The following is a 24,062-nucleotide window of genomic DNA, read 5'->3' as shown; positions in this document are numbered from 1 at the left end:
GGCCGTATCCGCAATTGCTATTTTTATGCGCGCGCCGTGCCGCCACCCTCTGACGCCGCCGGAAAAGCGCGGATTTCAACCGCCATCGACAAGTGCGAAGGTTGGCCTGCACTTCAAGTACTGTGCAATGCGAATAAGATTTATCTCGCTGGCCTTATCGAGCCCTCGCACAAGAAAGTCTATCGGATCGTCGATTCGAGCAGTCCCGAGCTGGCCGACCATATCGTCGAACACGTATACGAAGACGATCCGGAACGCGAAGCGGAGCTCGATCGTCGTTATCGCTGTCGGGCCACGTGGTGGCCGAGCGCTGATCAGACGCTGAATGCGGCGATGATTGCAATGGTTCGCACACGAACGATGAGTCGAAACGCGGACATCTGAACTTAGCCGGCGGACATTACAACTTAGCCGCCACAACCAATTCCGGCGTTAGTATCTGTTATGTAAAATTATCAGGATGCCTGATAAATTGGAGATCGCTCGCATGGTACCAAGTAGCTTTTTTTCATCCGGTGCCAGCCCACTAGCGGTTATGTGCTGCGGTATCCTCACCTTTGCAGTTGCCGCAGGACTGACCTATCTTGTCGGCAGCGTCAACAGGACTGCTGGAGGTTTCGCAGGGATCGTTGGAGTGTTCGGCGGCCTCGCGATCATGCTGCAGCTCTTTCTCAAGTGAAATGCTGGCAGGCCGAGTCTCGAAGCTATCGATTCAGATCTAGCGCGCGGATATAATGGGTCGCTCGTTCCAGAGCTATCTCTCAAAGGAAATCCTTTCCCATTCATGGCTACCTATCTCGAACTGAAAGCGCAGGCAGAGGCACTGGCACAGAAGGCCGAAGAGGCGCGGTGTGCTGAGCTTGACGGCATCATCACCGCGATTCGCGAACAGATCGCCGAATACGGCATCACGCCCGACCAACTCTTCGGACGCCGGCGCGCAGCAGCGCCGAGCACGCGCGCGCCGATTGCGCCGAAGTATCGTGACCCGAAAACCGGCGCGACCTGGAGCGGGCGTGGTAAGGCGCCTCAATGGATTGTGAATGCGAAGAACCGCGAACGGTTTCTGATTCCGGACGCGGAATAACACGGCGAAATTGCCGCTCGGAGTGTAGCGCAGTCCGGTAGCGCGTCTGGTTTGGGACCAGAGGGTCGCGGGTTCAAATCCTGCCACTCCGACCACGTACTCGGGCCTGTAGCTCAGTCGGTTAGAGCAGTCGACTCATAATCGATTGGTCGCTGGTTCAAGTCCAGCCAGGCCCACCAGTGAAGAGGACGTCAATGTCGCTGATCGACCGCATGTTGTCTCGCGCAGTTCCGCGATCCGGCGAGACCCGCCGGAACGTCCTGGGCGTGTGTGGCTCGACGATGAGGGCCGCGTTCGCGACCTGAAAGTGCGACGCAGTTGCGGCGATCCCGCGCGCGACGAGCGCGCGCTGCATGCGATTGCCATCAAGCAATTTCCTCGTGGCCGGTCAGGTGGCGGTACCTCGCAACGGTGGCACGATCTCACATACGACGGGGATTGAAGTGCCGGGCCCGGCTGCCGCCGAGCCCTGGGCCTGATCAGCTCGATACCTCGTGCTGTCCGTCGACATCGCCGGGTGTGCTCGATTCCGCTTCCGCGACCAGCTCCCGATGAAGCCGGGCGGCCGCCACAGGCGAGTTGACCTTCGCATGGAGTGACGTTCCATCCCACAGCTCGACGACCCACTTGTCGCGTACACGGCAGACGCCGATCGTCCAGCCGCTGCGATGCGAATAGCCGTAGTCGCTCACCACGGTCCATCCGAGCGCGACCATCGTGTCGCGCTGCTCGAGCATCGGCGCGGCGATCATGCTCGACTCCGTGGTGCACGTACCAGGTCCGCGCGCATGCCGTCTAGCTCGTACATCGGTAGCGTGAAGGTTTCGCGATCGCGAACTTTGACTACTCAAATCAAATTGTCCATTCCGCTCTCCGCACCGCACGGCGGCCGCTGCCGCCGACAATACTGTATATATATCAGGGGTGCGAGCGGATCGCAACACCCGGTCCGCCCGACGTCGCTTCAGTGAGCTCAACCAAGCCAGGATCCCGTACCGCCCCGCCGTGCCGGCGGCCGATCATATGATCGGCCGTCGCGCATCCGCTCGAGGCGCTCGAGCGCCTCGGCGAACACCGCCAACGGCGCCGCGCGTAGCTGATCATCGTGCCACCCGATCAGCGCGGCGACGAGTTCATCAGTCTGCGGATCCAGTGCCCACTCGCCGCAAGTCTTGCCCCGCTCGAGCGCGGCGTTGATACCGCGTTCGGTGGCCAGCAGTACCTCCACGCGCAACTCGTGCTTGCGGGCTTCGTCGACGAAGCCCGCAAGCACCACCAGCTGGAGCAAAACAGCCAGTCCGTGCGCCGAGCCGCGGCCCATGCGCATCGCTTGAAACGCCGCGTGATACTGCAATGCGAGCTCCTCTGCTTTCTGTCGTGGCATCGGCAGCAACAGGGTTCGGGCGAGCTTCGCGTGCGCGGACGGTTGATGTCGTCGTGATGAAGGTGCGCGTCGGTTCGACATGGCGATCTCTGGTCAAGCCTCTCAATGGACCTTGAATGGTGCTTTGAAGACACGGAATACGCGCAGACACCAGCGGAGCCACGGCGAGCGCTGCCCATCCTGATTGTTGGCAGTTCGAGTCGGGATCTGCGTGCGGCCGGTGTCCTCGACGATACGGTGTGGATGCATGGTGGTAGTCCTGGCGTGGCGCGTGCTTACTGTTCGGCTAGCTGCTCGAGCTCGTCGCGTTCGTCGAAGAAATCTTGCTGGCCAGGCAGCGGCGCCGGCGGCCGACGCGCTGCGCGCGGCCGTAGATGGCCGGCGCGCTTCAACGTGCGCGCGATCGCATGCAGCTGCGCCCATAGTTGATCCGCGTCGGCGGCAGACAACGTGTCGGCCGCCACCTCGAGTGCGCTGACGAGCGACTCGAGCTGCGCGGGCGCGGCGGCCAGCACCGGGCGCGCATCCGTGCGCGCCTGGCTTTCCCGGTAGACCGCGAGCCAGCGCGCGAGCGCTTTGCGCTCGTCGCGGGTCAGCGCGTCGAGCAGCGCGGGTGGTATTGGCTCGTCGGCGCGAAACGTGCCGAGCACGTGTTCGCGCCGGCGCCCCCTGGTCGGGGGCTGCTTGGGAGGCTCGACGCGCAGCACCTTGATGAGGCGTCCCTGTTCACGAATGAGCATCGACTCGTCTCTGATTTCACACGATCACGCCAAAGCATAGCGCAACCGCGTGTCGCGAACGACCGCGACACGCGGCACCTGCCTGACCAGTCTCGCGGCCACGGCCGCTCGAAGGGGCGCTCGCCGCGCGGCGAGCCCGTGCTGTCTCAATTTTCCGCATACCGCTTGTCCCCTGAGCTCGCCGTCCCAAACGCGACCGTAGCCCACCGTCGTTCGCATTCAAGGGGCCGCTGCGCCGGCCGCGGCACCCGTTCGGTGCTCGCCCTACGGGCTGCGCTCCGCATGCGGCTTTGCGACCGCCCTTGAACACGCCCGCCGGCAGGCTCCTTTAGTCGCGGGACGACGAACTCAGGGGACTGGCGGCAGCAGTTCTGCCGAAGTCCAGGCAGCACCGGCACAACCCCTACGTGGGGACTCGGAATCTTGGGTCCCGGTCGGCCTGAAATGCAAACCAACCGCAGATGGAGGTCACGATGGAAACGAACCGACTGCACCATTGGATAGTAGTCCTTCAATGTGCGTACATGGAATACACGTACACGCCGTGGGATGGACGGAACTACTACCGACGCACCGTCGCTTTCGACCACGTCGTCTGGTGTTGACGGACACCAGCGAACGCCTGACGCCTCGCACCAAACCTGAATCTTCAACGGAGAAAACCATGCAACTCGCAACCAAGTTTGGCTACAACGCCCCGATCCTTCGCTCCAGCACGCCGCTCGCCGACGAGCAAATTCGGCAGGTCGCGCCGTCGATCTTCGCCGCCGACAAGCACGACTCACGCTCCGACCGCTACACCTACATCCCCACCATCGAGATCCTCACGAAACTGCGCCTCGAAGGATTCCAGCCTTTCATGGTTTGCCAAACCCGGGTGCGCGTCGACGCGAAGCGCGAGCATACGAAGCACATGCTGCGCCTGCGCCACGCCTCTCAGGTCGCATCCCCAGAAACGCCGGAAATCATCCTGCTGAACTCGCACGACGGATCCAGCAGCTACCAGATGTTGGCGGGCTACTTCCGCTTCGTTTGCCAGAACGGCCTCGTGTGCGGCGACAAGACGAACGACATCCGCGTACCGCACAAGGGGGACGTTGTGGATCACGTCGTCAACGGTGCGCACGAGGTGCTCGACGGTTTCGACATGATCCGCGAATGCAAGGACGGGATGGAGGCCGTGCAGCTCGACGAAGGCGAACAACAGGCTTTCGCACGCGCCGTGCTGGCTCTGCGGTATGACGCGACAGAAGCACCGGCACCGATCACCGAGGACCAGCTGCTCCGCGCACGTCGCACCGAAGACACGCGCCCCGATCTCTGGGCCACGTTCCAGCGTGTTCAGGAGAACGTGATCAAGGGTGGGCTGCATGGTCGGTCAGCAGCTGGCCGCCGGACGTCTACCCGCAGTGTGACTGGCATCGATCAGGATCTTCGCCTTAATCGTGCCATGTGGGTGCTCGCGGAAGAGATGCGCAAGCTGAAGGGCTAACCCGAACGCGCCGGCGCTATCCGCCGGCGCCTCACCGAACGTTGTCGTGTTCCATTTCTATCGAGGTCGATCATGATGCTTACCACCGAAAGCCGCAGCGCCCGTGCCACCGAAGCGGCTCGCGCACGGACTAGTCCGGACGCTGCCACGCCGGCCATCGTTCTGGCCGACACAATCACCCTAGTCGATACCGTGCAGTTGGTGCAGACGATCCTGCGCGAGGCCTTTCCAGCAACGTCTTTCGCGATCACGGTTACGAAGCGCGGCAACGGATCGCAGTTGGCAATCGACTGGATGGACGGCCCGCGCGACCTGCAGGTCGCCCGGCTCGTGTTGCCACTGCAGGCGACCCGCCTCGCCAACGGTGGCAGGGTCGAGCGTGTCGAGCACTTCATGCTGACGTCGTCTGGCCGTCTGACAGTCCACCTGGCTGCGGATCGGATCACGCTGTCGCGCCGGTTCAGCGATCGCGCGATCGAACTGGTGCTCGAGCGTCTCGCGTTGCGCTACGCGGATCGTCTGGCACCGGATGTCCGCGCCATGATGACGATCGACGATTACCGTGCCGGCCGCCTGCAGCTGCTCGAGGTCATCGGCGTACATCGGACCGGCAGCCGTCGATCAGGATCCAACGTACAGATGGACGTTGACGCAATGCTGGCGGAAACCACTGACGCTCACGGCTTTCCGCGCTCGGCGACAGGGGCGAGCCTTTTTGTGAGACGCGACATCCACTGAGTCACGACGACAGCTGAGAAAAGCAGCATTCAGACTCGACGCAAACCGATGCGTTCGGACTCCGAACAGTGATGTCTGATCCGATAGAACTGATCGCGCAGTAACTCATAGGGGAAGTGAAATGTACAACCTGATTATCGATTGCGGCCCGTCACCGGCCGACGAACCGTGTGTCCAGCTGGCAAACGAGAACTTCAAGAATCGCAGCCGGGCTGAATGCCGCGCCTTCATCAAGGTGATCATCCGGGCTTTGGGTGAGCCACCAGAGGGCGCACGATTCATCGTCCGGGCATGCACGCACGGGTTCGGCGAATACTTCGAAGTCGCAGTTAAAGTCGACAGCGAGGAAGGATCGCCGCAACATGAGGCCGCTGTCCGGTATGCATTCCGATGCGAAGCCGAAGCGCCCGCTCGATGGGACGACCAGGCACGCCGCGAGCTTGCGGCTGCAGGCTTCGCCGTCCCGACCCATCAGGAGCCAGACGACACGGTGGTGGCCGGCACCGTGCGGGAGAAGATCAACGCTGCAGTCTGGAATCAACTAGACGTTGAAATCATGCAGTGCGATGTAGGTTCACATGTCGGCGAGGCCTGCGTTCGAATCCTCAATCTGTTCGAGCGGATCCTGTCGAACGACGAGCTCGAACCGGATCTGCGCGATCGCTTTACGCGTGATGCGGTCTATCAGTGCCAAGTTTGGTACTTCGGCTGAGCCCTATGCAAACGGTCGAAATGTTCCAGCAGGCTGAAGTGCGCCCCTCCCTCGATCAGCGCGTCGCGCGCTCGATCAAGGCGCTGGGGGCGCTTTTCGCAGCCAACCAGATGGTGATCTGCCAGTTCAGCGCCGGCAAGGATAGCGGGGTCGTGTCTACGCTTGCGCTGGAAGCTGCACGGCAACACGCGGCTGCAGGCGGTCATCCGCTCGTTTGCGTCATCACTGCCGACACCTTGGTCGAGTCGCCGGAGATGGTCGAGCATGCGCATCGCGAGCTCGCGAAGATGGCCGAGTATGGGCGCATACATGGTATCGCGGTACGCGTGCAAGTCGTGACGCCATCCCTGGCGACATCTTGGCAAATGTCCATCCTCACCGGCCGCGCTCTGCCCAGCTACGCCGGCACGAACTCCGACTGCTCGGTGTCGTTGAAGATCGAGCCGAGCCGCGTCGGCCGAAATCAACTGTACCGAGAGGCAAAGAAAGCCGGCTATGCCGAGCCGGTGGTGCTGCTCGGCACGCGGTTTGACGAAAGCGATCGCCGAAAGGCGAAAATGACCGCGCGCGGCGATCGCGCCGATGCGCCGGTGCGCAACAGTGACCGCGAACTTACCCTCTGTCCGATCGCTGACTGGACGACGGAAGATGTTTGGGAATTCATCGGCGAGGTATCGTCTGGCCTGCGCATCAGCTACACCGACTTCGAAGAAACGAAGCGCATCTATGCCCATGCCGGCAACAGCAGCTGCGCGGTCGTGTCGGACCTGACGTTCGAGGAAGCGACGGCCGGCAAGCGCGTGCGTCGCGGCCATTGCGACGCGCGCACCGGCTGCTGGGCATGTCAGCAGTCCGATGACCGCTCTCTCACGGAGATGATCCGCTTCGACGAAGACCGATACGCTTACGCGCGAGGCCTGCAGCAGCTGAACCGATTCATCCGCGCGATCCGCTACGACTGGTCTCGACGGAACTGGGTCGGCAGGACGATCCAGGCAGGCTACGTGTGCATCGAGCCCGACACATTCGGTGCGGCGACCGTCCGCGAGCTGGTGCGGTACATGATGACCATCGACCGCGACGAGATGCTCCGCGCCCGGAAAGCCGGTACCCGAACGAAGTTCCAGACGCTCCCGCTTACGATGATGATCGCAATCGATGCAATGCAATCGCTGCAGGGGCTCGCGGCACCCTTCGCGATCTGGGCGGACTATCGCGATATCTACCTCCACGGAATGAGCTACCACGTGCCGGACGTCGCACCGCTCGCGCCGGCGCCCATGCCGGAACCGCTGTTCTTGCGTGTTGGGAAGGAATGGGACGAAACCGCGGATCAGTGGACGGGATTCCGAGATGCGCTATTTGAGGCCCTCACTGAAGATGCGCCGTGTGCCCCGACGATCCTGGACTTTGACGACGGAAAGAGCACTTGGGAGGTGCGAACCGGCCAACGCTTCGACGTCGACGCCGAGTCGGCCGAGATGATCCTCGAGTTCGAGGCGGATCGATTGGCCGCTATGCATGATCGGGGCTTCCACCCGGGCGGAATCACGGCGGGCTATCGGCGGTACCTGAGCTACGGTGCGCTGGTCCTCTCACGCAAGCAGCAGCAGAAGCATGACGAGATCGCGCGGCGAACGGATTTCAGGGATCGCCTCGGTCTCAATCTCGGTCATGATGTCGACCAGCTGGTGGCTCACACGGTACGCTACAGCGACTTGCCTAGCGATGCACGCGACGCCTGGGCGCACAAGGCAACGACCGCCGGCGCGCAAACGTCATTTGAATTCGCGTTCGACGCGTAATGGGGAACACCATGCCTCTCGTGAATCAGGCTGCCTCGGCCCTTGTCGTACTTGCGTGCTCCGCCACCAAGCTGAACCATAAAGCCCCGGCGATCGACCTGTATCGAGGCGTGATGTACAGCACGTTTCGCGCGAACGTCCAGCCATCGCGCGAGCCAGCCGTGATGATCCTCTCCGCCTTGCATGGGTTCGTCAAGCCGGACACCTTTATCGAGCCGTACGAACAGCTCATGACGCCGGCACGCGCCGAAGCGATGCTCGCCGAGCTCGACCGCTTCATGCCGACAGCGTGGCCGGCGTCCGCTCGACGCATCCTCTTCGCCGGGGGCCGGAACTACCGGCGGGTGATGAAAGCGGCGTTCGCGCGCCAGGTCGAGCTCGGAATCCTGCGGCCCGATGCGGTAGTCGAGGAGACAACCGGCAGCATCGGGTATCAACGGCAGCAGCTCGGCGCTTTCCTCCGAGGCGATCGCCCCTAGGCTGCCCGGCTGCGACCGAAGTTCAGCGTGGTCAGCACGGCCGGCACATGCTTCCCACGGGTGAAATTTCGGGCGGCGGCCGCTGCGCGGCCGCGCCAATGAAATCGCGATCGCGCCCGGCGATCTGCGATCGCAGTGGCGCTCATGTCCATGACGCAACACCGCTCGCCGGCCCTGCGCGCGCTCGCCGGTCGTTGCCCTCGCCTGGTCACTGCAGTCGACCTTTGAACCCGGAGCCCACGTTCGCCCGCCGTAGCCTGGCGGACGGACCATTGCGCCGCGCGCGACGAGTGTCGCACGGCGCCCTGCTCCTGCAAGGGGCTTTCGCGGCATATCCTCGCGCGCTTCGCGCACTCCGGTATTCCACGGTCCCCTTGCCCCCCATTCTCCGGCGGGCGCTCGCCAGCTCCGGGTAGCACGGTTTGCGAGCCCTATCGCTCCGGCTGCCCCTATCTCAACTCTGAGGAGCTGACCGTGAGCTATTTGTACAACGGCGACTGCCTGGTCGCCATGCCCAAACTCGCCCCTGAATCCGTCGACTGCATCGTGACGGACCCGCCCTACCTCGTGAACTTCCGCGATCGGAGCGGCCGCTCGATCGCGAACGACGTGAACGGCGACTGGCTGGCGCCAGCCTTTGCCGAAATGTACCGCGTCTTGAAGCGTGACGCGGTGTGCATTTCGTTCTACGGCTGGAACAAGGTCGACCTGTTTTTCGACGCCTGGAAGGCGGCCGGCTTTCGTGTCGCCGGTCATTTCGTCTTCACGAAGTCGTACGCGTCGAAAGCCGGCCTGGTGAAGTACCAGCACGAATCCGCCTATCTGCTCGCCAAGGGCCGGCCCGCGGCGCCGGCACAGCCGATCGCCGACGTGATGCCGTTCCAGTACAGCGGCAACCGCCATCACCCGACCGAAAAGCCTGTCTCCGCGCTGCGCACACTCATTTCCGCATTTACGCAGCCCGGCGACACCGTACTTGATCCGTTCGCCGGTTCCGGTTCGACCTGCGTTGCCGCGCGCGAGCTCGGCCGCCGGTATATCGGCATCGAACTGGACGCGACCTACTTCGCGGCCGCCAAGGCGCGCCTGACGGCGCCCGTCGCCGGCGCCGCGCTCGCCGCGGCGGCCTGACACCCGATCAAAGGAGATTGACCATGCGACTGATCGTTTCCGCCTATTCCGGCCTTGAGCAGCGCGACCACGCTCGCACGGACGCGAATCGCGACCCGGTTGACGTGTTTTGCGTCCGACTCGACGGCGCGCCGCGGTTTCCGCACCGCGCCGCTGACCTGGACATGGGGCGCATTTACCGATACCGAAATTCGTTCGAGTTCAGCGCCGGAACCTACGTCATGCACGACATTTTTCGCGAACGTCTGGCCGAGATCGCGAATTACCCGGCTATTCCCCTGGGCGCCTCGCGGATCTGCCACACGAACGGCGCGATCGCAGAAGACGTCGGCCCGTTCAAGGAACTGATTGATTTCTCGATCACGTCGGGAACGATCGGCTCACGGACCAGCGCAAAGCTTGCCGACGATTTCAGTCGATACCTGGGGGCCATCGACGCCGATCACGATCACCTGTTCGCCGAACTCTATCGGAACTGGTTCTTCGCGTTCTGCCTGGCCGAGCACTGCGGCGCAGTGCAGCTTTCTTGACGATACGAGGGCGGCCGCTCGCCGCGGCCGCCCCAGTGAATACGGAGAAAAACGATGCGACTCATCTACATCAAGCATTTGCTGTGCGCCATCGTCGACCACCATTTCAGCGGCCGCATCACGGGCACGGATGACGGCGACAAGGTGACGATGACAATCGGCGAACTCATCTATGCGCTGCGCGATGCGTTCGAGCTCGGCCAGGACGTGCGGAAGGATTGACCATGAAGAAAGCCGAATTCGAGGCGTTGCTCGCCGCGATCGCGCGCGAGCACCTGCATATCGACACGCTCAAGACACGTTATCGCGATCGTCTGGATTTTCACGATTGTGCGGTCTGGTGCATCCGTACTGCATTGATCGCAGCATTCGACGCCGGCGTCGTGCATGGACTGCGGAACGCCGCGAAATAGCAACCGGCCGCCGGCGCCCACCTGGCGCCGGCGGCGATCGCCGCTCGGTATGTTCCACGACTCGCCCGGCCCGGCGGGCCCGGGCAACCACTGGAACGCAATTGCCAGTCTCTGTACCGCGGTCTGTTCCACCGGCGCGTGGCGAGCCCACCCCGTCCGCATCGAGCGGACGGCGCGGGCGGCGGTAGCTGACCCCGTCGCCTCGAGGCGAGATCACGGCCCTTCCTCTTCGCCAGCCGGCGCGCGGCACCTTGCGCGCCCGGCTCCGCCAGGCACGCAAGCCGCCAATTTCCGCGCGCCGGACACACGGGCTGTCCGCTCCTGGGGCTCGGCCGCCGCTGGCGTCCCGCCCCGGCGCTAGCCGCCCCCTCCAGCCGCGCGGCCTGCCGCGCGGAAGGGGGCTCGGGCCGTTACCGGCCCGCGCCGGCGAGTGCCGGGCTTCGGGCCCGTTTCCCTGCATTCCATCGCCTGCGCTGCGGTGGCGCAGCCTTCGGACCGCCTCATCCCGACGCATAGCGCTGCGTGCCGGCATGGCAAGGGTTCGCTACGCCGCGCCCTGCGCCCGTTCGGTGCTCGGCTTCGCCTGCGCTCCGCGTGCGGCCTTGCTCGCGCCCCTGCCATGCCTTCCCGCTGGCGCTCCCATGCGTCGAGGCGGCTCCGAAAGGCAGCGATTTTCCACCACAGCAAGGAGGGTGTATGAACGCAGTGATCACCGAAATCCCGGCACTCGCCCACGACGCGGGCGTTCCCCCCGCACCCCCCGAGGCCCACCTGCAGGCAGGCGAAGAACGCCTCATTCCCTTGAAGCGTCTCGTCGCGTCTCCGTTCAATGTTCGGCGCACGAAGCGCACCGGCATTTCGGCGCTCGCCAACAACATCGACCGTGTCGGTCTGTTGCAAAACATCATCGTGCATCCCATGAAAGTCGGCGCGAAGCGGGCGCAGACCTTCGGCGCGGCCGCTGGCGAATCGCGGCGGCTGGCCCTGCTGGAACTGGTCGAGCGTGGCCGGATCAGCCTCGACAAGGAGGTTCGCTGCACCGTCGTGTCGGTCGAGGCGGCGGTGCTGATCAGTACCAGCGAGAACGAGATGCGCGAGCCGATGCACCCGGCCGACCAGTGCGACGCATATCGCGTGCAGGTTGACGCGGGCCGCACGGTCGCGGAGATTGCCGAAATCTACGGCACGAGCCAGCAGATCGTACAACGCCGTCTGAAGCTCGCCCGCGTCTCGCCAAAGCTGGTCGATCTGTTCCGCGCCGACGAGATTCGAGCCGACCAGATGCAGGCGCTCGCTCTGTCTGATAGCCACGCCGAGCAGGAAAGCGCATGGTTTGACGCGAAGCCCCATGACCGTGAGCCGCATGCGATCCGCCGCAAGCTGGTGGCTGGCGAACGCGACTTCCAAAGCAGCCGCGTCGCCCTGTTCGTTGGCATCGACGCTTACGAGGCCGCAGGGGGCGTCGTGCGCCGCGACCTGTTTTCCGATGAAGGTACGGCGTGGTACTCCGATCATGCTCTCATGGAGCGCGTAGCGGTCGAGCAGTTGACGGTCATTGCCGCGAAGGTTCAAGAAGAGGGTTGGGATTGGGTCGAGCCGATTCCAGTTTTCGACTACAACGCAAAAGCAGTATTGCTGCCCGTGCCCGCCACTGTGGTTCCGCCGACCGAAGCGCAACAGCAAGAGATGGATGCGATCGACGCACGGATGGAGGCAATCGAGCTGGAGCAGGAGGCTGACGACATCGATGAAGAAACCTACGAGCGCCTGTGTGACGAGGAAACCGCCTTATCTCTGCGCTATGCAGCCATCGAGGACTCGCTGTCTGTCTACACCCCGCTCCAGAAGGCTGGTGCTGGCGCTGTCGTCACCATCGACAATGACGGGGCGCTCGAAGTCTTGCGCGGCTGGACCCGCCGTGCACCGCCGACAACGGCGGGAAGCGACGGCGACGAGCCGCAGCCGCACGACGGCGCGGCGCAATCGTCGGCCGCGCCGACCGGTGGGGCCGGGTCGCTCGCCCCGAACCTGAAAGGCCCGCATTCGGGAACGCTTACCCTGCGCCTGAATGCCCGGCGCACCGCCGCCGTCGGCATGGCGCTCGCGCGCCAGCCACACGTCGCGCTTGCCGTGCTCGTCCACCGTTTTCTCGTCACTGACTATGCTCCCGGACAAGCCGCCAGCGCGATCGATATTCAGTGGCACGACCACACTGGCAAGGTCGAGCAACACGCAACGGAGCTTGCCGACGACCTGCCATATCGTCTCTTCGGCGAGCAACGGGGTGCATGGGCCGGTATTGTCCCGAATGACACGGGCGCGTTGCTCACGTGGTGCATCGAGCAGCCCGACGAACGTCTCATGCTCATCCTCGCGCAGTACGTTGGCGCAAGCGTCGATGGCGTCGCTACCGACGAGGGCGCACACAGCATCAATGCGCTGATGCCCGCGCTGAACCTCAATCTCGCCGACGAATGGAAGCCGACGCGCGCCAGCTACTTCGACCACGTGTCGAAGGCGCGCATCGCGGAAGTCGTGACCGTCGCCGTGTCGCCCGCCGAAGGCATGCGGATTGCGAAGCTGAAGAAGGGCGACGCCGCGACCGAGGCCGAGCGAATCGTGAGCGGTACCGGTTGGCTTCCCGATCACTTCGCCCGCGCCGAAACCCGATCGCGGCCGCTCTGGCGCAACCACGCTGCTACGTCGTCGGACATGAAAGATGACGGGGACGACGACGCGGCGGCGTCCGGCGATAGCGAAAGCGATGGGACGAACGACGGGAACGTGCTGGCCGACGTTGCGGAAGCAACAGACGACAGCCGCGACGATGCGGCTGTAGCGGAAGCCGAAGGCATGCCGCCGCGAGACTGACCAGACCTTCGCCAGCGGGCGCACTCTGCCCGCTGGCGCCTCGCGCGCGACTTCCAGTGTTCGCTGGCGCACCAGGTCGTAGCTATTCGTGACTGGCTCCCGAAATCCCTCACCTTCCTTGCCTCTGTCGATCCCGTAAAGGCTCACCGGCCCGGTGCCGTGTTTCGCTTGCATGTCGCTTTGTCGCATGTACTGGCGGCGCTTGCCCGGCTCGTTGGCTTGGGCGTCTCCCTCCGCTGCGCTCCGGGCCGGGCTTTCGCGCTGCGCGTCGAGCCTCGCTTCGCGAGTCTCGCCCCTGACGGGCTTCAATCCCTGACGTCTGCGCGCCGTCCCGGCGCTGCGCGCTTCGCTTGCTCGCGGACTACGCGCCCGCTGCGCGCGGGCGGACTGCAGGTCTTGCGCCCGGCGTTGCCGGGCGATGGGACGCGGAGCCGCGAGCGGCCCCGCGTCGTGTGGCCGGACGGGTCGGGGAAAGCTGTGTTTGCGCTCCATCCTTTCGTATCGGGTTAAGCGCGTGGATCTGCCTTCCGGCCCGCCTCTTTTCGACGCATAGCGGAATGGGTCAGGGGTGCAAGGGACTTTCGCGGCATATCCTCGCGCGCTACGCGCGCTCCGGTATTCCACGGTTCCCTTGCACCCCTGACCCACCCCGCTAAAAACGCGTCGAGGCGGCTCCGGAAGGCAGATCCACAACCCGACACGAAAGGACGAAACCATGAGCGCAAACACCCCCAACCCATCCAGCCACGCCAACAACGCGGGCGTTCCCCCCGCACCCCCCGAGGCTCACCAAAAGGCAGATTTCGCGCGGCGCTCGAACCGGCTTCGTTTGATCGCGGCGTACTGGCTCGGTTGCGCGGCCGACGCGCCCATTCGTGTCCTGCATCGCTGGACGCGTCCCGATGACGATGCGCGCGCGGTGCGGCTCGAAACGACCGTAGGCGGTTGCGTGCAGCGGATCACCCTGTTTCGCCTCACGTCCGGCGCTTGGTCGCCGGTTTGACAATAACCCGTTCAAGGACGGAGGTAGAAAGCCATGGCCTCAACTCTCTCGCTTGTCGAAATGCAAGACCGGTTGGTCAACCTCGGTTTCGACGTTTTCATGGTCCCCAACGTTCTGGTCACCGACAACGACGGGATGCTGCTGGAGGAAGGCGGGATTGATCTGTTTGTTGTGACGGTCAATTCGCCCTCGCCGTTTGCCCGGACGGACTTGTCGATTCCCGACGCCAGAACCCGAGAGGACGCATGGATGCTTGCATGGAAGTTCGTGGAAGAACGCGATCCCACGTTGTTATCTAGCGCGATCTAAAACGATTGCGGACTAGCGCGCCCAACACATCACCACTTTTCACCAGACGGAGGTTCAAGATGACCTATCAAGCTGACGCACTGATGATCGAAGGTATCACCGAAGGCCATTACGCGATTACAAGCGACGACGGATTCGCGCCGCATATTTCGGTCCACGACGCAGACGGCGACAAGATGTTCACGCTGCCGGCTGGTTGGACACCGGAACAAATTAACGCGGCCATCGCGGTCTACGACCGAGGGTACCGGCACGGCGAAAAATTCGGCTCAGCGAAAGCACAGCGCGCAATCCGCGACGCCCTCGGAATCGTTCATTAACCTCGTGCGCGTCCGCCGTGACGCGCTTTCGATCCTTCACATACGGAGTTGAACCATGCGCGGTCTTGATATTCGTGTTTCGTTCGCCCTTGCCCGGATAGCCGCAATCGCTGACCCGGAAAGTTGGGACATGATCGATGTTGAATGCGACGCCGAGACTCTTGGGCGCAACGATTACTGGAATGGGCGCAAAGAGTTGCCGACAATGTTCGCAGACGAACCGTTTCTCCGGGACGCATGGAAGCGTGGGGAAGCAGATGCGGCGATGTGCGACGAACTCGAAAACTGTTCAAGCTGCATTGCTGCGCGGGGCGATCCCTGCCCGATTCACGGATGAAGTCACCTTAGCGCTGAACCGCAGCGTCTATCACGGAGAGCACACGATGAACACCGCAACGATTCTGAGCATCGAGCAGCTTGAGCGAGCGATCAATATCTGGCGTTCGCGTCGACCGAGCGGGGACGGCGACCCGATCCTGTGCCGCGAGGCGCGAATTCTCGCCGATCCGTACGCCCTGATGATTTTCCACGGCGCGACGCAGATTGACGCGGCGAAGCTCACCGACGACCAGCGCGCCGCATACAACGGTGCGTTCACCCTGTAAAGCATCGTTCACCCACTCAACAGGAAAAGTGATGAACGTAGACCAACAGCATGAGTGTCTCGCCATCCTCACCGCAACCATTGGCGAGAACCCGGTTCACTGGTCGGAGATCAAAGCCGCCGTGAGCGAAAAAATGTCGATCCGGAACTGGCTCGATGTGCGTGGCGTGCTCCAGTGGGGAATCAAAAACGGCCGGTTCAAACGGCTTCCGGACATCCACGTCGAAGCGTATCAGCGTGTTTGAATTTTACGCCCGCGCCGGCGGGCGCCCCCCCTGCATCGGGAGGATCGAGATATGGTCGTATACAGTTATAGCGACGCGTGCGAAATGACCATCACGCGTGCGGAGGCCGAGGCGGAGGTTCGTAGGCACGACGGAAATTTCGCGGAATTTTTGGCCGACGTAGGCGACCGTGAGGAATACGAGGGACGGGAAATTCTCGACTGGCTCGGCTACTAAACCGCCCGTTCGGTCCGACGACGCTACGTTTTCGCGCGGCGTCGCGGGCTGGCGGGCGCTCGCCGCTACGCCGCGACCACCCGCCAGCCCGCGACCAATGCTTTATCCAGTTTGCGCGCTGCGCAAACGAATCGGGGCAATCCCGCTCAGCGCAAACTGCGCGCTTCGCCGGATTGCCCCAACGATCACACCGACGCGCCGTCCGCAACAGTAGCTGGCGTTTCGCCCTGGGCGGCCGGTGCCGGCGTCCGCTTCGCTGCGGTTTCGCTGAGCGCCGCTTTCACTGCCTCGAGCCGCACTTTCCACTTTTCCGCCCGAATCTCGTCGAGCCCTTCCGAACGCAGCAGCTCAAGTACTTCCTTCTGGTTCCGCTCGCGATCCTTCCGGACCTTTTCGCGCAGCTCATCCTGCAGCCGTTTCAACTTGGCTGCCGCCTTCGTAATCTCGTCTTCGATCGATCTCGGCTTCCGCGCTGCTTTTTCCGATTGCTCACTCATTTTCGGGTTCTCCCCATTGTGATATCGGCCCTCGCCGCGCATTGTACCCATTTGCCATTCCGAAGCGATAGCAGCAAATCTCATCCAGTTGCCCGCAAGCGGGCAAGCTCAGGCGAGCGTGCCGAATACCCTGGCACACTCGCAACCCCGCGCGATCCACATATCCACCGCGCCCCGCGCTCGCCCCGGTGTTGCCACACACTTCCGTGTGGACAACACCGCGCGGCCCCCGGCTCTGTGATCTGTATCGATCACGGCCGGGCGTCCGGCACCGTGGATATGTGGATCGCGCGAATTTCATCCAGTTCGGCCGCGCCGGTGCGCGTCCGAAAATCTTCACTGGCCCGCAATCAGTCCGCGGACCAGCTCAACGACGCGCGCGCCGGATTCCCACTCGCCGTCGTCGAGTGAAAATCCGGCGCGCGCCAAAATCACGTTTGTTTGCGGAATGCATGCATTCCGCAAATCACCGACTCCCCGCCCGACACCGACGTCGAGCGGTACACCGATCATCCGCACGCGCCCAAATTTTCCCGGCGCCGCATTGTCCACATGTCCACCGCGCCCCGCGCCCAAATCGGTGTTGCCGCACACTTACGTGTGGACAACACCGCGCGGCGAACGGCTCCGTGATCTTTATCGATCACGGCCGTTCGTTGGGCACCGTGGATATGTGGACAATGCTCATCATTCCGCTACCGCCTCACCTGCTGACCACGTCTTACCGATCCCACACTCTCGCGCCGAACCTGCACATTCCCCGCTACCTCACCTTCCATCCCTACTCCCGAAGTTGCACTGAACCGCTCCGCTACGCTTCGAGGTGAGAACGCCGAAAATCAACCGCTCACGATCCAAACTACGCCGTCGCGTTTTCCCCGTTTACGCCGATTCCCTTGAGCGGGAACCGCCGTACCTCACGGGGTGACGGCTCCGCGAACGGCCCAAACCTGAAGTGAAGTTGACCACGATCGTCTTAGGAAGCGGGGGAATCCCCGCCCCCTAAGACGATCGTCACACACCATGCAACGTTGTTGCGGTGTGTCGCGCCTTATGGCGCGGTGCCTTCGGCGTCAGACACCCGGCGAAACCGGTGTCACAGATGGCCATTTGATGGCCCGGTGTGCCGCAACCGTCATATCGTCCAACGTCAGACGAAACGGGGATCGATCTATATGATTCGCACTGCGTAGTGAATTGCGAATGCCATGTAATGATTGGGCTACTTGGTGGCCAGCGTCAGACAGTGGATTGCGATGTGTCTGACGCGTCACTTAGATATGTGCGCCGTCGCTAGGCCGAATATGGGGTTTGTGGTCAGACGCGCCAGCGCTCGAAGAACGCGAAGTGATGCTGATCGCCGTGGGAACCACGTCAATGCTCGCGTTCCGTGTCAGACAGTCGAATGCTCGACGTCTGACAATCAATAAGTAGCTCTATGAAAACAAAGCGCTTATTGCGGATTGAAGCTCAACGTGCTACTGTCGCTGCACAAAAATGCAGTCATGAGGGCCGTAATCGAGCGCGGTGTCGTATGCGAGGCGAGGTTTTTCCTCGACTCCACGGGCGCCCGCTCTATTCATTCCAGGCGCTTTTCATGACATCACGGAAATCCCCCTCGGGCATCGAAACCGGCCGAGTCAGTTTTCGCGACAATCCCGACGTCGTCCGCTTTTACAAGAAATCCGCGCGGGCGCGTGGAATCTCCTTTTCCGAATATGCCCGGCGGCTCGCCGAGCGCGGCGCTCTTGCCGAATCGGTCGATCAGCTCATTGAAACGGTCCAAACGTCTATTGCGAAGGCCGACACTCTGCTGCAAGAAGCTCGCCGAGCGTCCGGCACAGGGACAGCAACTGCGTCGAAGTCGGCAGTGTCGGCGCTGCCGGTGGAACTGGTCGAGGCGATATTTCTCTGTGAATTTCTCCTGACCGAGATTGTGTCGCGCAATGACATGACGGCCGAGCGCCGGGCGAAGGATGCGGCCAGGCAGCGCGCCTCCGTGTTTCTCCAGGGAGGCCAGAAATGACGCAAAAAAAGCCAAACGGGCTTTTCCAGGATTTCTCTACGGGCTCTGAAATCTGGACGCATCGAGTTCAGCTGGTCTTCGTTGCGATCCGCAACATCGTCTTGCTTTCGCTGTTCCTGGGTTTCGTCGCTGGTTTCATCTACGCCGCATTCTTTGTTGACCGCGAAATCTGGCGGATGGCAGTCGCAAACGTCATCGCTCATCTACGGTCGGTGCTCATGATGACTGCCGTCCCAATGGAGTACGAGGTCAACGGGCAGTTGGTGCATCTCCCGGTCGACCAGATAGCCGCCCTCACCGACCCGGTGTGGGATGTCGCCAGTTACGCGTTTCGTCGATTTCTGATCATCGTCGGAACTGTCACGGTTTGCACTTGCGTCGCGATCGCCGGTTACTGGTACGAGTTCGGTCGCAGCACTATGGCCGACAAAAATCTTCGGGGCGCAACGCTCGTAAACGGAAGGCAGCTGACAAGGCTGATACGCCAGAACGATGATGCCAGCCCGTATTCGATTGCCGGCGTCCCGATGCTGCGAAATGCAGAAACGATACATACGCTGGTTGTCGGCGCACAAGGTACGGGTAAATCTCAACAATTCTTCGACCGCCTCAGACAGGTCCGCGCCCGAGGAATCCGGGCGATTGTCTACGACCCGTCCGGTGAATACGCCGAGGAGTTTTACCGCCCTGGAAAAGACATCATGTTGAACCCGTTCGACGATCGCTCGCCAAACTGGAACATCAAGTACGAGATCGAAGAGGAGTACCACTACGACAGCATGTCGAATGGCCTGATCCCCGATCCGCGCGAGGGAGACCCCTTTTGGTCGCTCGCCGGCCGTGAGGTGTTTCGTGATGTTGTTCGGACGTTGCATAACGAAGGCAATCTGACGAACCGGAATCTCTATACGTCGATTGCGATGAGCAACCTCGACGGAATCTACCAGCTGCTCCGCAACACCGCCGGCGCGTCGTATGTTGATCCGAAGACCGAACGTACCGGCATGTCGCTGAAGATGACTGTACAGAATCAGCTTTCGGCATTCCGATACCTGCGCGACGACGGCGAGCCGTTCTCGATCCGGAAATGGGTTCAGAATGACGACGGCGATTCGTGGATCTTCATTTCCACACGCGAGGAAATGCTGGAGGCGATCAAGCCAATCCTCTCGCTGTGGGTCGATATCGCGATCAAGGCGGTACTGAACCTCACGCCGATTCATCGTGAGCGACTGCACCTCTCGGTCGACGAAGTGCCGACATTGCAGAAGCTCGACATCATGAAGCTGGCGGTCAGCAACACGCGGAAGTACGGCCTGTGCATGATGCTTGGTGCGCAGGACATGCCCCAGTTTCTTGACATTTACGGCGACTACTTGGCGAGGACAATCATCAACGGTTGCCAAACCAAGTTGCTTTTGCGCGTCACCGATGCCGAAGCGGCGGAAATGTTTTCGAAGATCATCGGGCAGACAGAAGTCGAAGAAAAGGATGAATCCCTGTCGTTCGGCGTCAACTCGCAGCGCGACGGATTCAGTATCGCAAAGCGCCGCTTGCTGCGCGACCTCGCGTTGCCTTCGCAGGTGTTGAGGCTGCCGAATATGACGGGGTATCTGGTCTATCCCGGCGAATATCCAATTGCCCGTGTGAAGTATGGCTTCGTGAAGCCGCAAAAGAACCAGCCGTCATTTATCAAGCGTAAAGCATTCAGCGAGCTGTTTTCGCCCGTCGACGGCGTGCCGATGCTGAGTCAAAATTCGGAGGCATCCCCTGCCACTCCGTCGCCGGACTGGATCGCTTACCCAGAGATTCTCGCATCTGCGACAGGTGGCGTCGACCCGGACACGGGTGAAATCGTTCCACCGAACCCCGGCTCTTGGCGCTGGGGCCGTGGCGCCGAGCAAGGAGACCGAGCATGAAGTTGATTCGCCATTTTTTGTCAGCTGCCCTTCTTACGGCGGCCCCGGCTTTACCGGCACTTGCGCAGTCAGCCCCTACGCTGCTGCCGCCCGGTGAAGCGTTCACCATGCGGATGGCCGATGCGTCCGACGGGTATGTGAGCGTGATATTCCACGTCACACCGGGCTACCGGCTGTATCGCGATCGCGTCACTGTCACGACGCCTACGCCGGGCCGGATGATTTACACGGTCCTGAAGCCGCCAGGAACGATTGTGTACGACGCAGCCTTGGGAAAATCGATCGAGACCTACGATCGCGATTTCCGGGTTGATGTCTCGATGTCACCCACCCGACCGATAGACCTGGTCGTCCGGATCCAAGGGTGTGCGATCGACGCCGGTGTCTGCTATCCACCAGTGGAAAGGAAATTCCACCTTTCCACGCGCGGGTAACGTGGGCAAACATCGAAATCCCAGGCGCGCGCGCCGGTTGAGAATGATCGCATCTATCCCTTGACCGACTCGGCGTGGTGATCAACGGCATTATCCGAGCACGCGACAAACCATGCTGAGTTTGCACAACATCGCCAGCGCAGCGCAGACGCGCAGCTATTTCTCGAAGGACAACTATTACACGCAAGATGAGAACACAGAGCACTCGGCCTGGTTCGGGGCCGGCGCAACCCGTCTTGGCCTGACCGGGCCGGTCCAGCCCGGTGTGTTTCTGAATTTGCTCGAGGGGCGGGTCGGGGATCAGCAACTCGGGAAATGGGTGACAGACGAGGCGACGGGAGAACGCAAGCAGGACCACCAACCCGGCATCGATCTGACCTTCTCCGCCCCAAAGAGCGTGTCGCTTCTAGCTGAAGTCGCCGGCGACGCCGGCGTCCGGGATGCACACGAAGCGGCTGTGCACGCCGCGCTTTCGTATCTCGAAGAGAACGTGATCCGCACGCGTGCTACTCAGAACGGCGTCACCACGATCGAACATACCGGCAACCTGGTCGCAGCGCTCTTCAAGCACAACACAAGCCGGGATCTTGATCCGCAGACCCACACCCACGCCGTCATCATGAACGCGACTGTGCGCTCTGACGGGAAGTGGCGGTCGATCGACAACCGAGAGATTTACCAGACTCAGAAGCTTGCCGGCGCCATCTACAACGCTCAGCTCGCATCCGGACTCCAGCAGCTCGGGTACCGCTTGTCGAACCCGGATCGCCACGGGAACTTCGAAATCCAGGGAATCTCTCGAGATCAAATTGAGCACTTCAGCCAGCGGCGGACAGCAATCAAGGAAAAACTCGGCAAGCGCCAACTCGAACTCGACTCGGCGTCCGCGGCCGACAAGGAGCGCGCGGCGCTTGCGACACGAGAACGGAAAACCGACGTCGACCACGAGCAGCTGCTGACCGACTGGCAGGGTCGCACACAGGAGCAAGGTATTGACCTCGCCGCATTGCGTACGGAAGCCGCAGAGCGCAAGGCGCAAGGCATCGAGCCGCCAGCAAAAATGACGGGCCGCCAGGCGCTTTCGTTTGCCGCCGCTTACCTGATTGAGCGAGAGGCAGTAGTGGACAAGTCCGAGCTCGTCGAGACCGCGGTCGTCCACGGTACCGGCCGGGTATCTCCCCAGGACGTGATGAAAGCATTTAAGCAGCTCGAGAAGAACGGCGACCTGGTGCCGTTACCAGATGAACGCTATACCACGCGCAAAATGTTGGAGAGCGAGCGCTGGGCCCTCGACTTCGTCAAGCAGGAACAGGGTAAAGCGCCGGTGGTGCTGGACGAGGCCAAGGTGCAGGAGCACATCGCCGAAGCGGAGCGTGTACAGCAGTTTGCCTATACGCTCGGTCAGCGCGATGCGATCGTGCTTGCGCTTACGTCCGAAGACCGGTTCGTCGCGATCCAGGGGCTGGCCGGCACCGGAAAGACCACCATGCTGCGAACGCTGAACGAAATCGCGGCGAAAGAAGGGTACGTCGTGCGAGGCATGGCGCCGACCGGCGCAGCCGCAAAGGTGATGGTGAAAGAGACTGGCATCGCAGCAGAGACGGTCGCAATGTTCCAGATCAAGGAACGGCAACTGCAGAAGGACATCGAGTTCGCCCAGCAGTACGCACCGGATTTCAAGCGCCGCCCGGAAGTATGGGTGGTAGACGAGTCGTCGTTTCTCGCGCAGCGGCAGATGGCGCAGCTACACCGGCTCGCAGAGCTTGCCGGCGCGAAAGTTGTGTACTTGGGTGACACGCTCCAGCTGCAGGGTGTCGAGGCCGGCAAACCATTCGAACTCGCGCAGAAAGATGGTATTTCGACCGCCTACATGACGGACATCAACCGACAGAAGACGGACGTCATGAAGGAGGTCGTGGACATTATCACCGGCAGAAACCAGCTGGATGCAACTACGCGCCTCACCGACATCGAACTCAAGCGGAATGCTCAGTCGTTTCAGTACCTGTCGAAGCAAGGTAAGGTTCTCACGACCGACGAAGTTGTGACATCAACGGTCGATCGGATCTTGGCCATGAGCCCGGAGCAGCGCTCGCGGAACATTACGATAACGGCATTGAACCGCGATCGCATAGCGATCAACCAGGGCGTGCGTGAAGGTCTGCAGGAACGCGGCGAACTGTCGAAGAAGGAATCGATGCACGAGATCCTCATCTCGAAGGGATTCACGCGCGCGCAGATCAAAGAGGCGCAGTACTACAGCGTAGGTGACGTCGTGCGCTTCAATCGTACGTATCAGCAGATCAACGCCGACAAGGGCGACTATACCCGTGTGAAAAGCGTCGATCACGAATCTGGTGTGGTGACCCTCACCAAGCGCGATGGATCTACCTTCGCGTGGGAGCCCGCCAAGCACAACAAGGTTGAGGTCTACGACCCGGAATCTCGACTATTGGCTGTCGGTGATCTTGTCCGCCTCACGCGCAATGACGAGACGTTCAAGAACGGCGAGACCGCGCGTGTCGTCAAGCTCGCCGGTGAGCATGCCGTCCTCGAGGTCGACGATCGAGGGATGATCAGCCACCATGCTGTGAATCTTGAGACGAGCCAGCACTGGGACCACGCGTATGCGTCGACCGTCCACGCGGCGCAGGGGGCGTCAAAGAACACGGCGATCTTTGCGATGAACATGCCGGACAGCGAAGACCCAAAGGAGCGCGAGCGAGAGTTTCAGGCGCAGGCGAAGGTGTTCGGCGACCGAAGCTACTACGTCGGCGTAACCCGCGCGTCTCATGACATTCAGATCATTACGAACGATGTCGAGCTCGCGCAGCGGGCGATTACCGGAAAGCTTGATAAGTCGACCGTTATCGAAGCGATGAACCAGGAGGTTCGCGAACAAACGATCCAGCGCGAACAACGAGAGATTTGAGCAACCGCTGCCGAATATCATTCGGTATGCAAATGAAAGTTGGAAACCGCGCGCTGCCGCTGGACTGGTTGGTGCGAGGTCGAGGTTGCGACGGCTTATCGGTCGCGACACTGGCCAAGTGTTTGAGCAGGAAAGTCCTCGTAAAAGTGACAGGAGTGATCAAAAGCCACAGGGA

29 protein-coding genes and 2 tRNA genes are annotated in these 24,062 nt (G+C 62.0%); 26 read left to right on the top strand and 5 right to left on the bottom strand.

Going from position 1 to position 24,062, the window contains the following annotated elements:
- The 5 genes from ACPUER_RS18425 to ACPUER_RS18405 all read left to right on the top strand — a co-directional run.
- On the top strand, positions 1-384 hold a 384-nt coding region (locus ACPUER_RS18425; RefSeq protein ID WP_425131817.1), incomplete at its 5' end, for a hypothetical protein.
- Positions 385-487: 103 nt separating this feature from the next.
- Positions 488-679 (top strand): hypothetical protein, encoded by a 192-nt coding sequence (locus tag ACPUER_RS18420; protein ID WP_425131816.1) that lies wholly within the window; start codon positions 488-490, stop codon positions 677-679.
- A 105-nt stretch (positions 680-784) separates the two neighbouring features.
- Positions 785-1,087: an H-NS family nucleoid-associated regulatory protein gene (locus ACPUER_RS18415; RefSeq protein WP_425131815.1), complete on the top strand. Its 303-nt coding sequence runs from the start codon at positions 785-787 to the stop codon at positions 1,085-1,087.
- Between the two features lie 18 nt (positions 1,088-1,105).
- A tRNA-Pro gene (locus ACPUER_RS18410) sits at positions 1,106-1,182 on the top strand.
- 7 nt (positions 1,183-1,189) lie between these two features.
- Positions 1,190-1,266 (top strand) — tRNA-Ile (locus ACPUER_RS18405).
- Between the two features lie 300 nt (positions 1,267-1,566).
- Here ACPUER_RS18405 and ACPUER_RS18400 read toward each other — a convergent pair.
- The 3 genes from ACPUER_RS18400 to ACPUER_RS18390 all read right to left on the bottom strand — a co-directional run bounded on the left by ACPUER_RS18400 (position 1,567) and on the right by ACPUER_RS18390 (position 3,211).
- Positions 1,567-1,839, bottom strand: a complete 273-nt coding sequence (locus tag ACPUER_RS18400) for a hypothetical protein (protein WP_310144695.1) — start codon at positions 1,837-1,839, stop codon at positions 1,567-1,569.
- A 221-nt stretch (positions 1,840-2,060) separates the two neighbouring features.
- A complete protein-coding gene (locus tag ACPUER_RS18395) occupies positions 2,061-2,552 on the bottom strand; it encodes a hypothetical protein (protein WP_310144693.1) in 492 nt (163 codons plus the stop codon).
- 194 nt (positions 2,553-2,746) lie between these two features.
- Positions 2,747-3,211 carry a hypothetical protein gene (locus tag ACPUER_RS18390; RefSeq protein ID WP_425131814.1) on the bottom strand — a complete coding sequence of 155 codons (465 nt, stop codon included), beginning with the start codon at positions 3,209-3,211 and terminating at the stop codon, positions 2,747-2,749.
- 664 nt (positions 3,212-3,875) lie between these two features.
- Between ACPUER_RS18390 and ACPUER_RS18385 the strand changes: the two genes are divergently transcribed.
- The 17 genes from ACPUER_RS18385 (at position 3,876) to ACPUER_RS18305 (ending at position 16,079) form a co-directional block, all read left to right on the top strand.
- Entirely contained in the window at positions 3,876-4,703 is an 828-nt protein-coding gene (locus ACPUER_RS18385; RefSeq protein ID WP_425131813.1) for a DUF932 domain-containing protein, read from the top strand.
- 72 nt (positions 4,704-4,775) lie between these two features.
- The gene (locus ACPUER_RS18380) at positions 4,776-5,441 is read left to right on the top strand and encodes an LPD29 domain-containing protein (RefSeq protein ID WP_425131812.1); all 666 of its coding nucleotides are present in this window, start codon (positions 4,776-4,778) and stop codon (positions 5,439-5,441) included.
- Positions 5,442-5,562: 121 nt separating this feature from the next.
- On the top strand, positions 5,563-6,153 hold the full coding sequence (locus ACPUER_RS18375) for a hypothetical protein (RefSeq protein ID WP_425131811.1): 591 nt from the start codon (positions 5,563-5,565) through the stop codon (positions 6,151-6,153).
- 5 nt (positions 6,154-6,158) lie between these two features.
- A complete protein-coding gene (locus ACPUER_RS18370) occupies positions 6,159-7,958 on the top strand; it encodes a phosphoadenosine phosphosulfate reductase family protein (RefSeq protein ID WP_425131810.1) in 1,800 nt (599 codons plus the stop codon).
- 11 nt (positions 7,959-7,969) lie between these two features.
- Complete coding sequence (locus tag ACPUER_RS18365; protein WP_425131809.1) at positions 7,970-8,437, top strand: DUF6884 domain-containing protein; 468 nt, start codon at positions 7,970-7,972, stop codon at positions 8,435-8,437.
- A 474-nt stretch (positions 8,438-8,911) separates the two neighbouring features.
- On the top strand, positions 8,912-9,568 hold the full coding sequence (locus ACPUER_RS18360) for a DNA methyltransferase (protein WP_425131808.1): 657 nt from the start codon (positions 8,912-8,914) through the stop codon (positions 9,566-9,568).
- Positions 9,569-9,591: 23 nt separating this feature from the next.
- Positions 9,592-10,098, top strand: a complete 507-nt coding sequence (locus tag ACPUER_RS18355) for a hypothetical protein (protein ID WP_425131807.1) — start codon at positions 9,592-9,594, stop codon at positions 10,096-10,098.
- Between the two features lie 54 nt (positions 10,099-10,152).
- Positions 10,153-10,320, top strand: coding sequence for a hypothetical protein (locus ACPUER_RS18350; protein WP_425131806.1), 168 nt, complete (start codon positions 10,153-10,155; stop codon positions 10,318-10,320).
- A 2-nt stretch (positions 10,321-10,322) separates the two neighbouring features.
- On the top strand, positions 10,323-10,511 hold the full coding sequence (locus ACPUER_RS18345) for a DUF6900 domain-containing protein (protein ID WP_425131805.1): 189 nt from the start codon (positions 10,323-10,325) through the stop codon (positions 10,509-10,511).
- A gap of 696 nt (positions 10,512-11,207) precedes the next feature.
- On the top strand, positions 11,208-13,382 hold the full coding sequence (locus tag ACPUER_RS18340; RefSeq protein WP_425131804.1) for a ParB/RepB/Spo0J family partition protein: 2,175 nt from the start codon (positions 11,208-11,210) through the stop codon (positions 13,380-13,382).
- 715 nt (positions 13,383-14,097) lie between these two features.
- A complete protein-coding gene (locus ACPUER_RS18335; RefSeq protein ID WP_425131803.1) occupies positions 14,098-14,385 on the top strand; it encodes a hypothetical protein in 288 nt (95 codons plus the stop codon).
- Positions 14,386-14,418: 33 nt separating this feature from the next.
- Positions 14,419-14,694, top strand: a complete 276-nt coding sequence (locus ACPUER_RS18330; protein WP_425131802.1) for a hypothetical protein — start codon at positions 14,419-14,421, stop codon at positions 14,692-14,694.
- Between the two features lie 59 nt (positions 14,695-14,753).
- Complete coding sequence (locus tag ACPUER_RS18325) at positions 14,754-15,014, top strand: hypothetical protein (protein WP_310143834.1); 261 nt, start codon at positions 14,754-14,756, stop codon at positions 15,012-15,014.
- A 55-nt stretch (positions 15,015-15,069) separates the two neighbouring features.
- Entirely contained in the window at positions 15,070-15,351 is a 282-nt protein-coding gene (locus ACPUER_RS18320; RefSeq protein ID WP_425131801.1) for a hypothetical protein, read from the top strand.
- A 46-nt stretch (positions 15,352-15,397) separates the two neighbouring features.
- A complete protein-coding gene (locus ACPUER_RS18315) occupies positions 15,398-15,619 on the top strand; it encodes a DUF3717 domain-containing protein (RefSeq protein ID WP_105833893.1) in 222 nt (73 codons plus the stop codon).
- Between the two features lie 31 nt (positions 15,620-15,650).
- Positions 15,651-15,863 (top strand): hypothetical protein, encoded by a 213-nt coding sequence (locus ACPUER_RS18310; protein ID WP_425131800.1) that lies wholly within the window; start codon positions 15,651-15,653, stop codon positions 15,861-15,863.
- Between the two features lie 84 nt (positions 15,864-15,947).
- Positions 15,948-16,079 (top strand): hypothetical protein, encoded by a 132-nt coding sequence (locus ACPUER_RS18305; protein WP_258181775.1) that lies wholly within the window; start codon positions 15,948-15,950, stop codon positions 16,077-16,079.
- A 185-nt stretch (positions 16,080-16,264) separates the two neighbouring features.
- On the opposite strand, the gene ACPUER_RS18300 is transcribed toward ACPUER_RS18305, so the two are convergent.
- Entirely contained in the window at positions 16,265-16,576 is a 312-nt protein-coding gene (locus tag ACPUER_RS18300; protein WP_425131799.1) for a hypothetical protein, read from the bottom strand.
- Positions 16,577-16,912: 336 nt separating this feature from the next.
- Positions 16,913-17,170, bottom strand: a complete 258-nt coding sequence (locus tag ACPUER_RS18295; RefSeq protein WP_425131798.1) for a hypothetical protein — start codon at positions 17,168-17,170, stop codon at positions 16,913-16,915.
- A 1,003-nt stretch (positions 17,171-18,173) separates the two neighbouring features.
- Here ACPUER_RS18295 and ACPUER_RS18290 point away from each other — a divergent pair.
- The 4 genes from ACPUER_RS18290 (at position 18,174) to mobF (ending at position 23,887) form a co-directional block, all read left to right on the top strand.
- Positions 18,174-18,602: a hypothetical protein gene (locus tag ACPUER_RS18290; protein WP_425131797.1), complete on the top strand. Its 429-nt coding sequence runs from the start codon at positions 18,174-18,176 to the stop codon at positions 18,600-18,602.
- Positions 18,599-20,521, top strand: a complete 1,923-nt coding sequence (locus ACPUER_RS18285; RefSeq protein WP_425131796.1) for a type IV secretion system DNA-binding domain-containing protein — start codon at positions 18,599-18,601, stop codon at positions 20,519-20,521. The genes ACPUER_RS18290 and ACPUER_RS18285 overlap by 4 nt, the downstream gene beginning before the upstream one ends.
- Positions 20,518-20,955, top strand: a complete 438-nt coding sequence (locus ACPUER_RS18280) for a protein-disulfide reductase DsbD N-terminal domain-containing protein (protein WP_425131795.1) — start codon at positions 20,518-20,520, stop codon at positions 20,953-20,955. The genes ACPUER_RS18285 and ACPUER_RS18280 overlap by 4 nt, the downstream gene beginning before the upstream one ends.
- Positions 20,956-21,067: 112 nt before the next feature.
- Positions 21,068-23,887 (top strand): MobF family relaxase, encoded by a 2,820-nt coding sequence (gene mobF, locus ACPUER_RS18275; RefSeq protein ID WP_425131794.1) that lies wholly within the window; start codon positions 21,068-21,070, stop codon positions 23,885-23,887.
- Positions 23,888-24,062 lie beyond the last annotated feature (175 nt).

Source organism: Burkholderia sp. DN3021 (genome assembly GCF_049805555.1).
Classification (GTDB): Bacteria; Pseudomonadota; Gammaproteobacteria; order Burkholderiales; family Burkholderiaceae; genus Burkholderia; species Burkholderia pyrrocinia_C.
The sequence above is the reverse complement of the archived record's forward strand: the minus strand, read 5'-3'. Positions and strand labels throughout refer to the sequence as shown.

Coding starts and splice junctions, on each gene's coding strand:
- ACPUER_RS18420 (WP_425131816.1), top strand. CDS start 488: ATGGTACCAAGTAGCTTTTTTTCATCCGGTGCCAGCCCACTAGCGGTT.
- ACPUER_RS18415 (WP_425131815.1), top strand. CDS start 785: ATGGCTACCTATCTCGAACTGAAAGCGCAGGCAGAGGCACTGGCACAG.
- ACPUER_RS18400 (WP_310144695.1), bottom strand. CDS start 1,839: ATGATCGCCGCGCCGATGCTCGAGCAGCGCGACACGATGGTCGCGCTC.
- ACPUER_RS18395 (WP_310144693.1), bottom strand. CDS start 2,552: ATGTCGAACCGACGCGCACCTTCATCACGACGACATCAACCGTCCGCG.
- ACPUER_RS18390 (WP_425131814.1), bottom strand. CDS start 3,211: ATGCTCATTCGTGAACAGGGACGCCTCATCAAGGTGCTGCGCGTCGAG.
- ACPUER_RS18385 (WP_425131813.1), top strand. CDS start 3,876: ATGCAACTCGCAACCAAGTTTGGCTACAACGCCCCGATCCTTCGCTCC.
- ACPUER_RS18380 (WP_425131812.1), top strand. CDS start 4,776: ATGATGCTTACCACCGAAAGCCGCAGCGCCCGTGCCACCGAAGCGGCT.
- ACPUER_RS18375 (WP_425131811.1), top strand. CDS start 5,563: ATGTACAACCTGATTATCGATTGCGGCCCGTCACCGGCCGACGAACCG.
- ACPUER_RS18370 (WP_425131810.1), top strand. CDS start 6,159: ATGCAAACGGTCGAAATGTTCCAGCAGGCTGAAGTGCGCCCCTCCCTC.
- ACPUER_RS18365 (WP_425131809.1), top strand. CDS start 7,970: ATGCCTCTCGTGAATCAGGCTGCCTCGGCCCTTGTCGTACTTGCGTGC.
- ACPUER_RS18355 (WP_425131807.1), top strand. CDS start 9,592: ATGCGACTGATCGTTTCCGCCTATTCCGGCCTTGAGCAGCGCGACCAC.
- ACPUER_RS18350 (WP_425131806.1), top strand. CDS start 10,153: ATGCGACTCATCTACATCAAGCATTTGCTGTGCGCCATCGTCGACCAC.
- ACPUER_RS18345 (WP_425131805.1), top strand. CDS start 10,323: ATGAAGAAAGCCGAATTCGAGGCGTTGCTCGCCGCGATCGCGCGCGAG.
- ACPUER_RS18340 (WP_425131804.1), top strand. CDS start 11,208: ATGAACGCAGTGATCACCGAAATCCCGGCACTCGCCCACGACGCGGGC.
- ACPUER_RS18335 (WP_425131803.1), top strand. CDS start 14,098: ATGAGCGCAAACACCCCCAACCCATCCAGCCACGCCAACAACGCGGGC.
- ACPUER_RS18330 (WP_425131802.1), top strand. CDS start 14,419: ATGGCCTCAACTCTCTCGCTTGTCGAAATGCAAGACCGGTTGGTCAAC.
- ACPUER_RS18325 (WP_310143834.1), top strand. CDS start 14,754: ATGACCTATCAAGCTGACGCACTGATGATCGAAGGTATCACCGAAGGC.
- ACPUER_RS18320 (WP_425131801.1), top strand. CDS start 15,070: ATGCGCGGTCTTGATATTCGTGTTTCGTTCGCCCTTGCCCGGATAGCC.
- ACPUER_RS18315 (WP_105833893.1), top strand. CDS start 15,398: ATGAACACCGCAACGATTCTGAGCATCGAGCAGCTTGAGCGAGCGATC.
- ACPUER_RS18310 (WP_425131800.1), top strand. CDS start 15,651: ATGAACGTAGACCAACAGCATGAGTGTCTCGCCATCCTCACCGCAACC.
- ACPUER_RS18305 (WP_258181775.1), top strand. CDS start 15,948: ATGACCATCACGCGTGCGGAGGCCGAGGCGGAGGTTCGTAGGCACGAC.
- ACPUER_RS18300 (WP_425131799.1), bottom strand. CDS start 16,576: ATGAGTGAGCAATCGGAAAAAGCAGCGCGGAAGCCGAGATCGATCGAA.
- ACPUER_RS18290 (WP_425131797.1), top strand. CDS start 18,174: ATGACATCACGGAAATCCCCCTCGGGCATCGAAACCGGCCGAGTCAGT.
- ACPUER_RS18285 (WP_425131796.1), top strand. CDS start 18,599: ATGACGCAAAAAAAGCCAAACGGGCTTTTCCAGGATTTCTCTACGGGC.
- ACPUER_RS18280 (WP_425131795.1), top strand. CDS start 20,518: ATGAAGTTGATTCGCCATTTTTTGTCAGCTGCCCTTCTTACGGCGGCC.
- mobF (WP_425131794.1), top strand. CDS start 21,068: ATGCTGAGTTTGCACAACATCGCCAGCGCAGCGCAGACGCGCAGCTAT.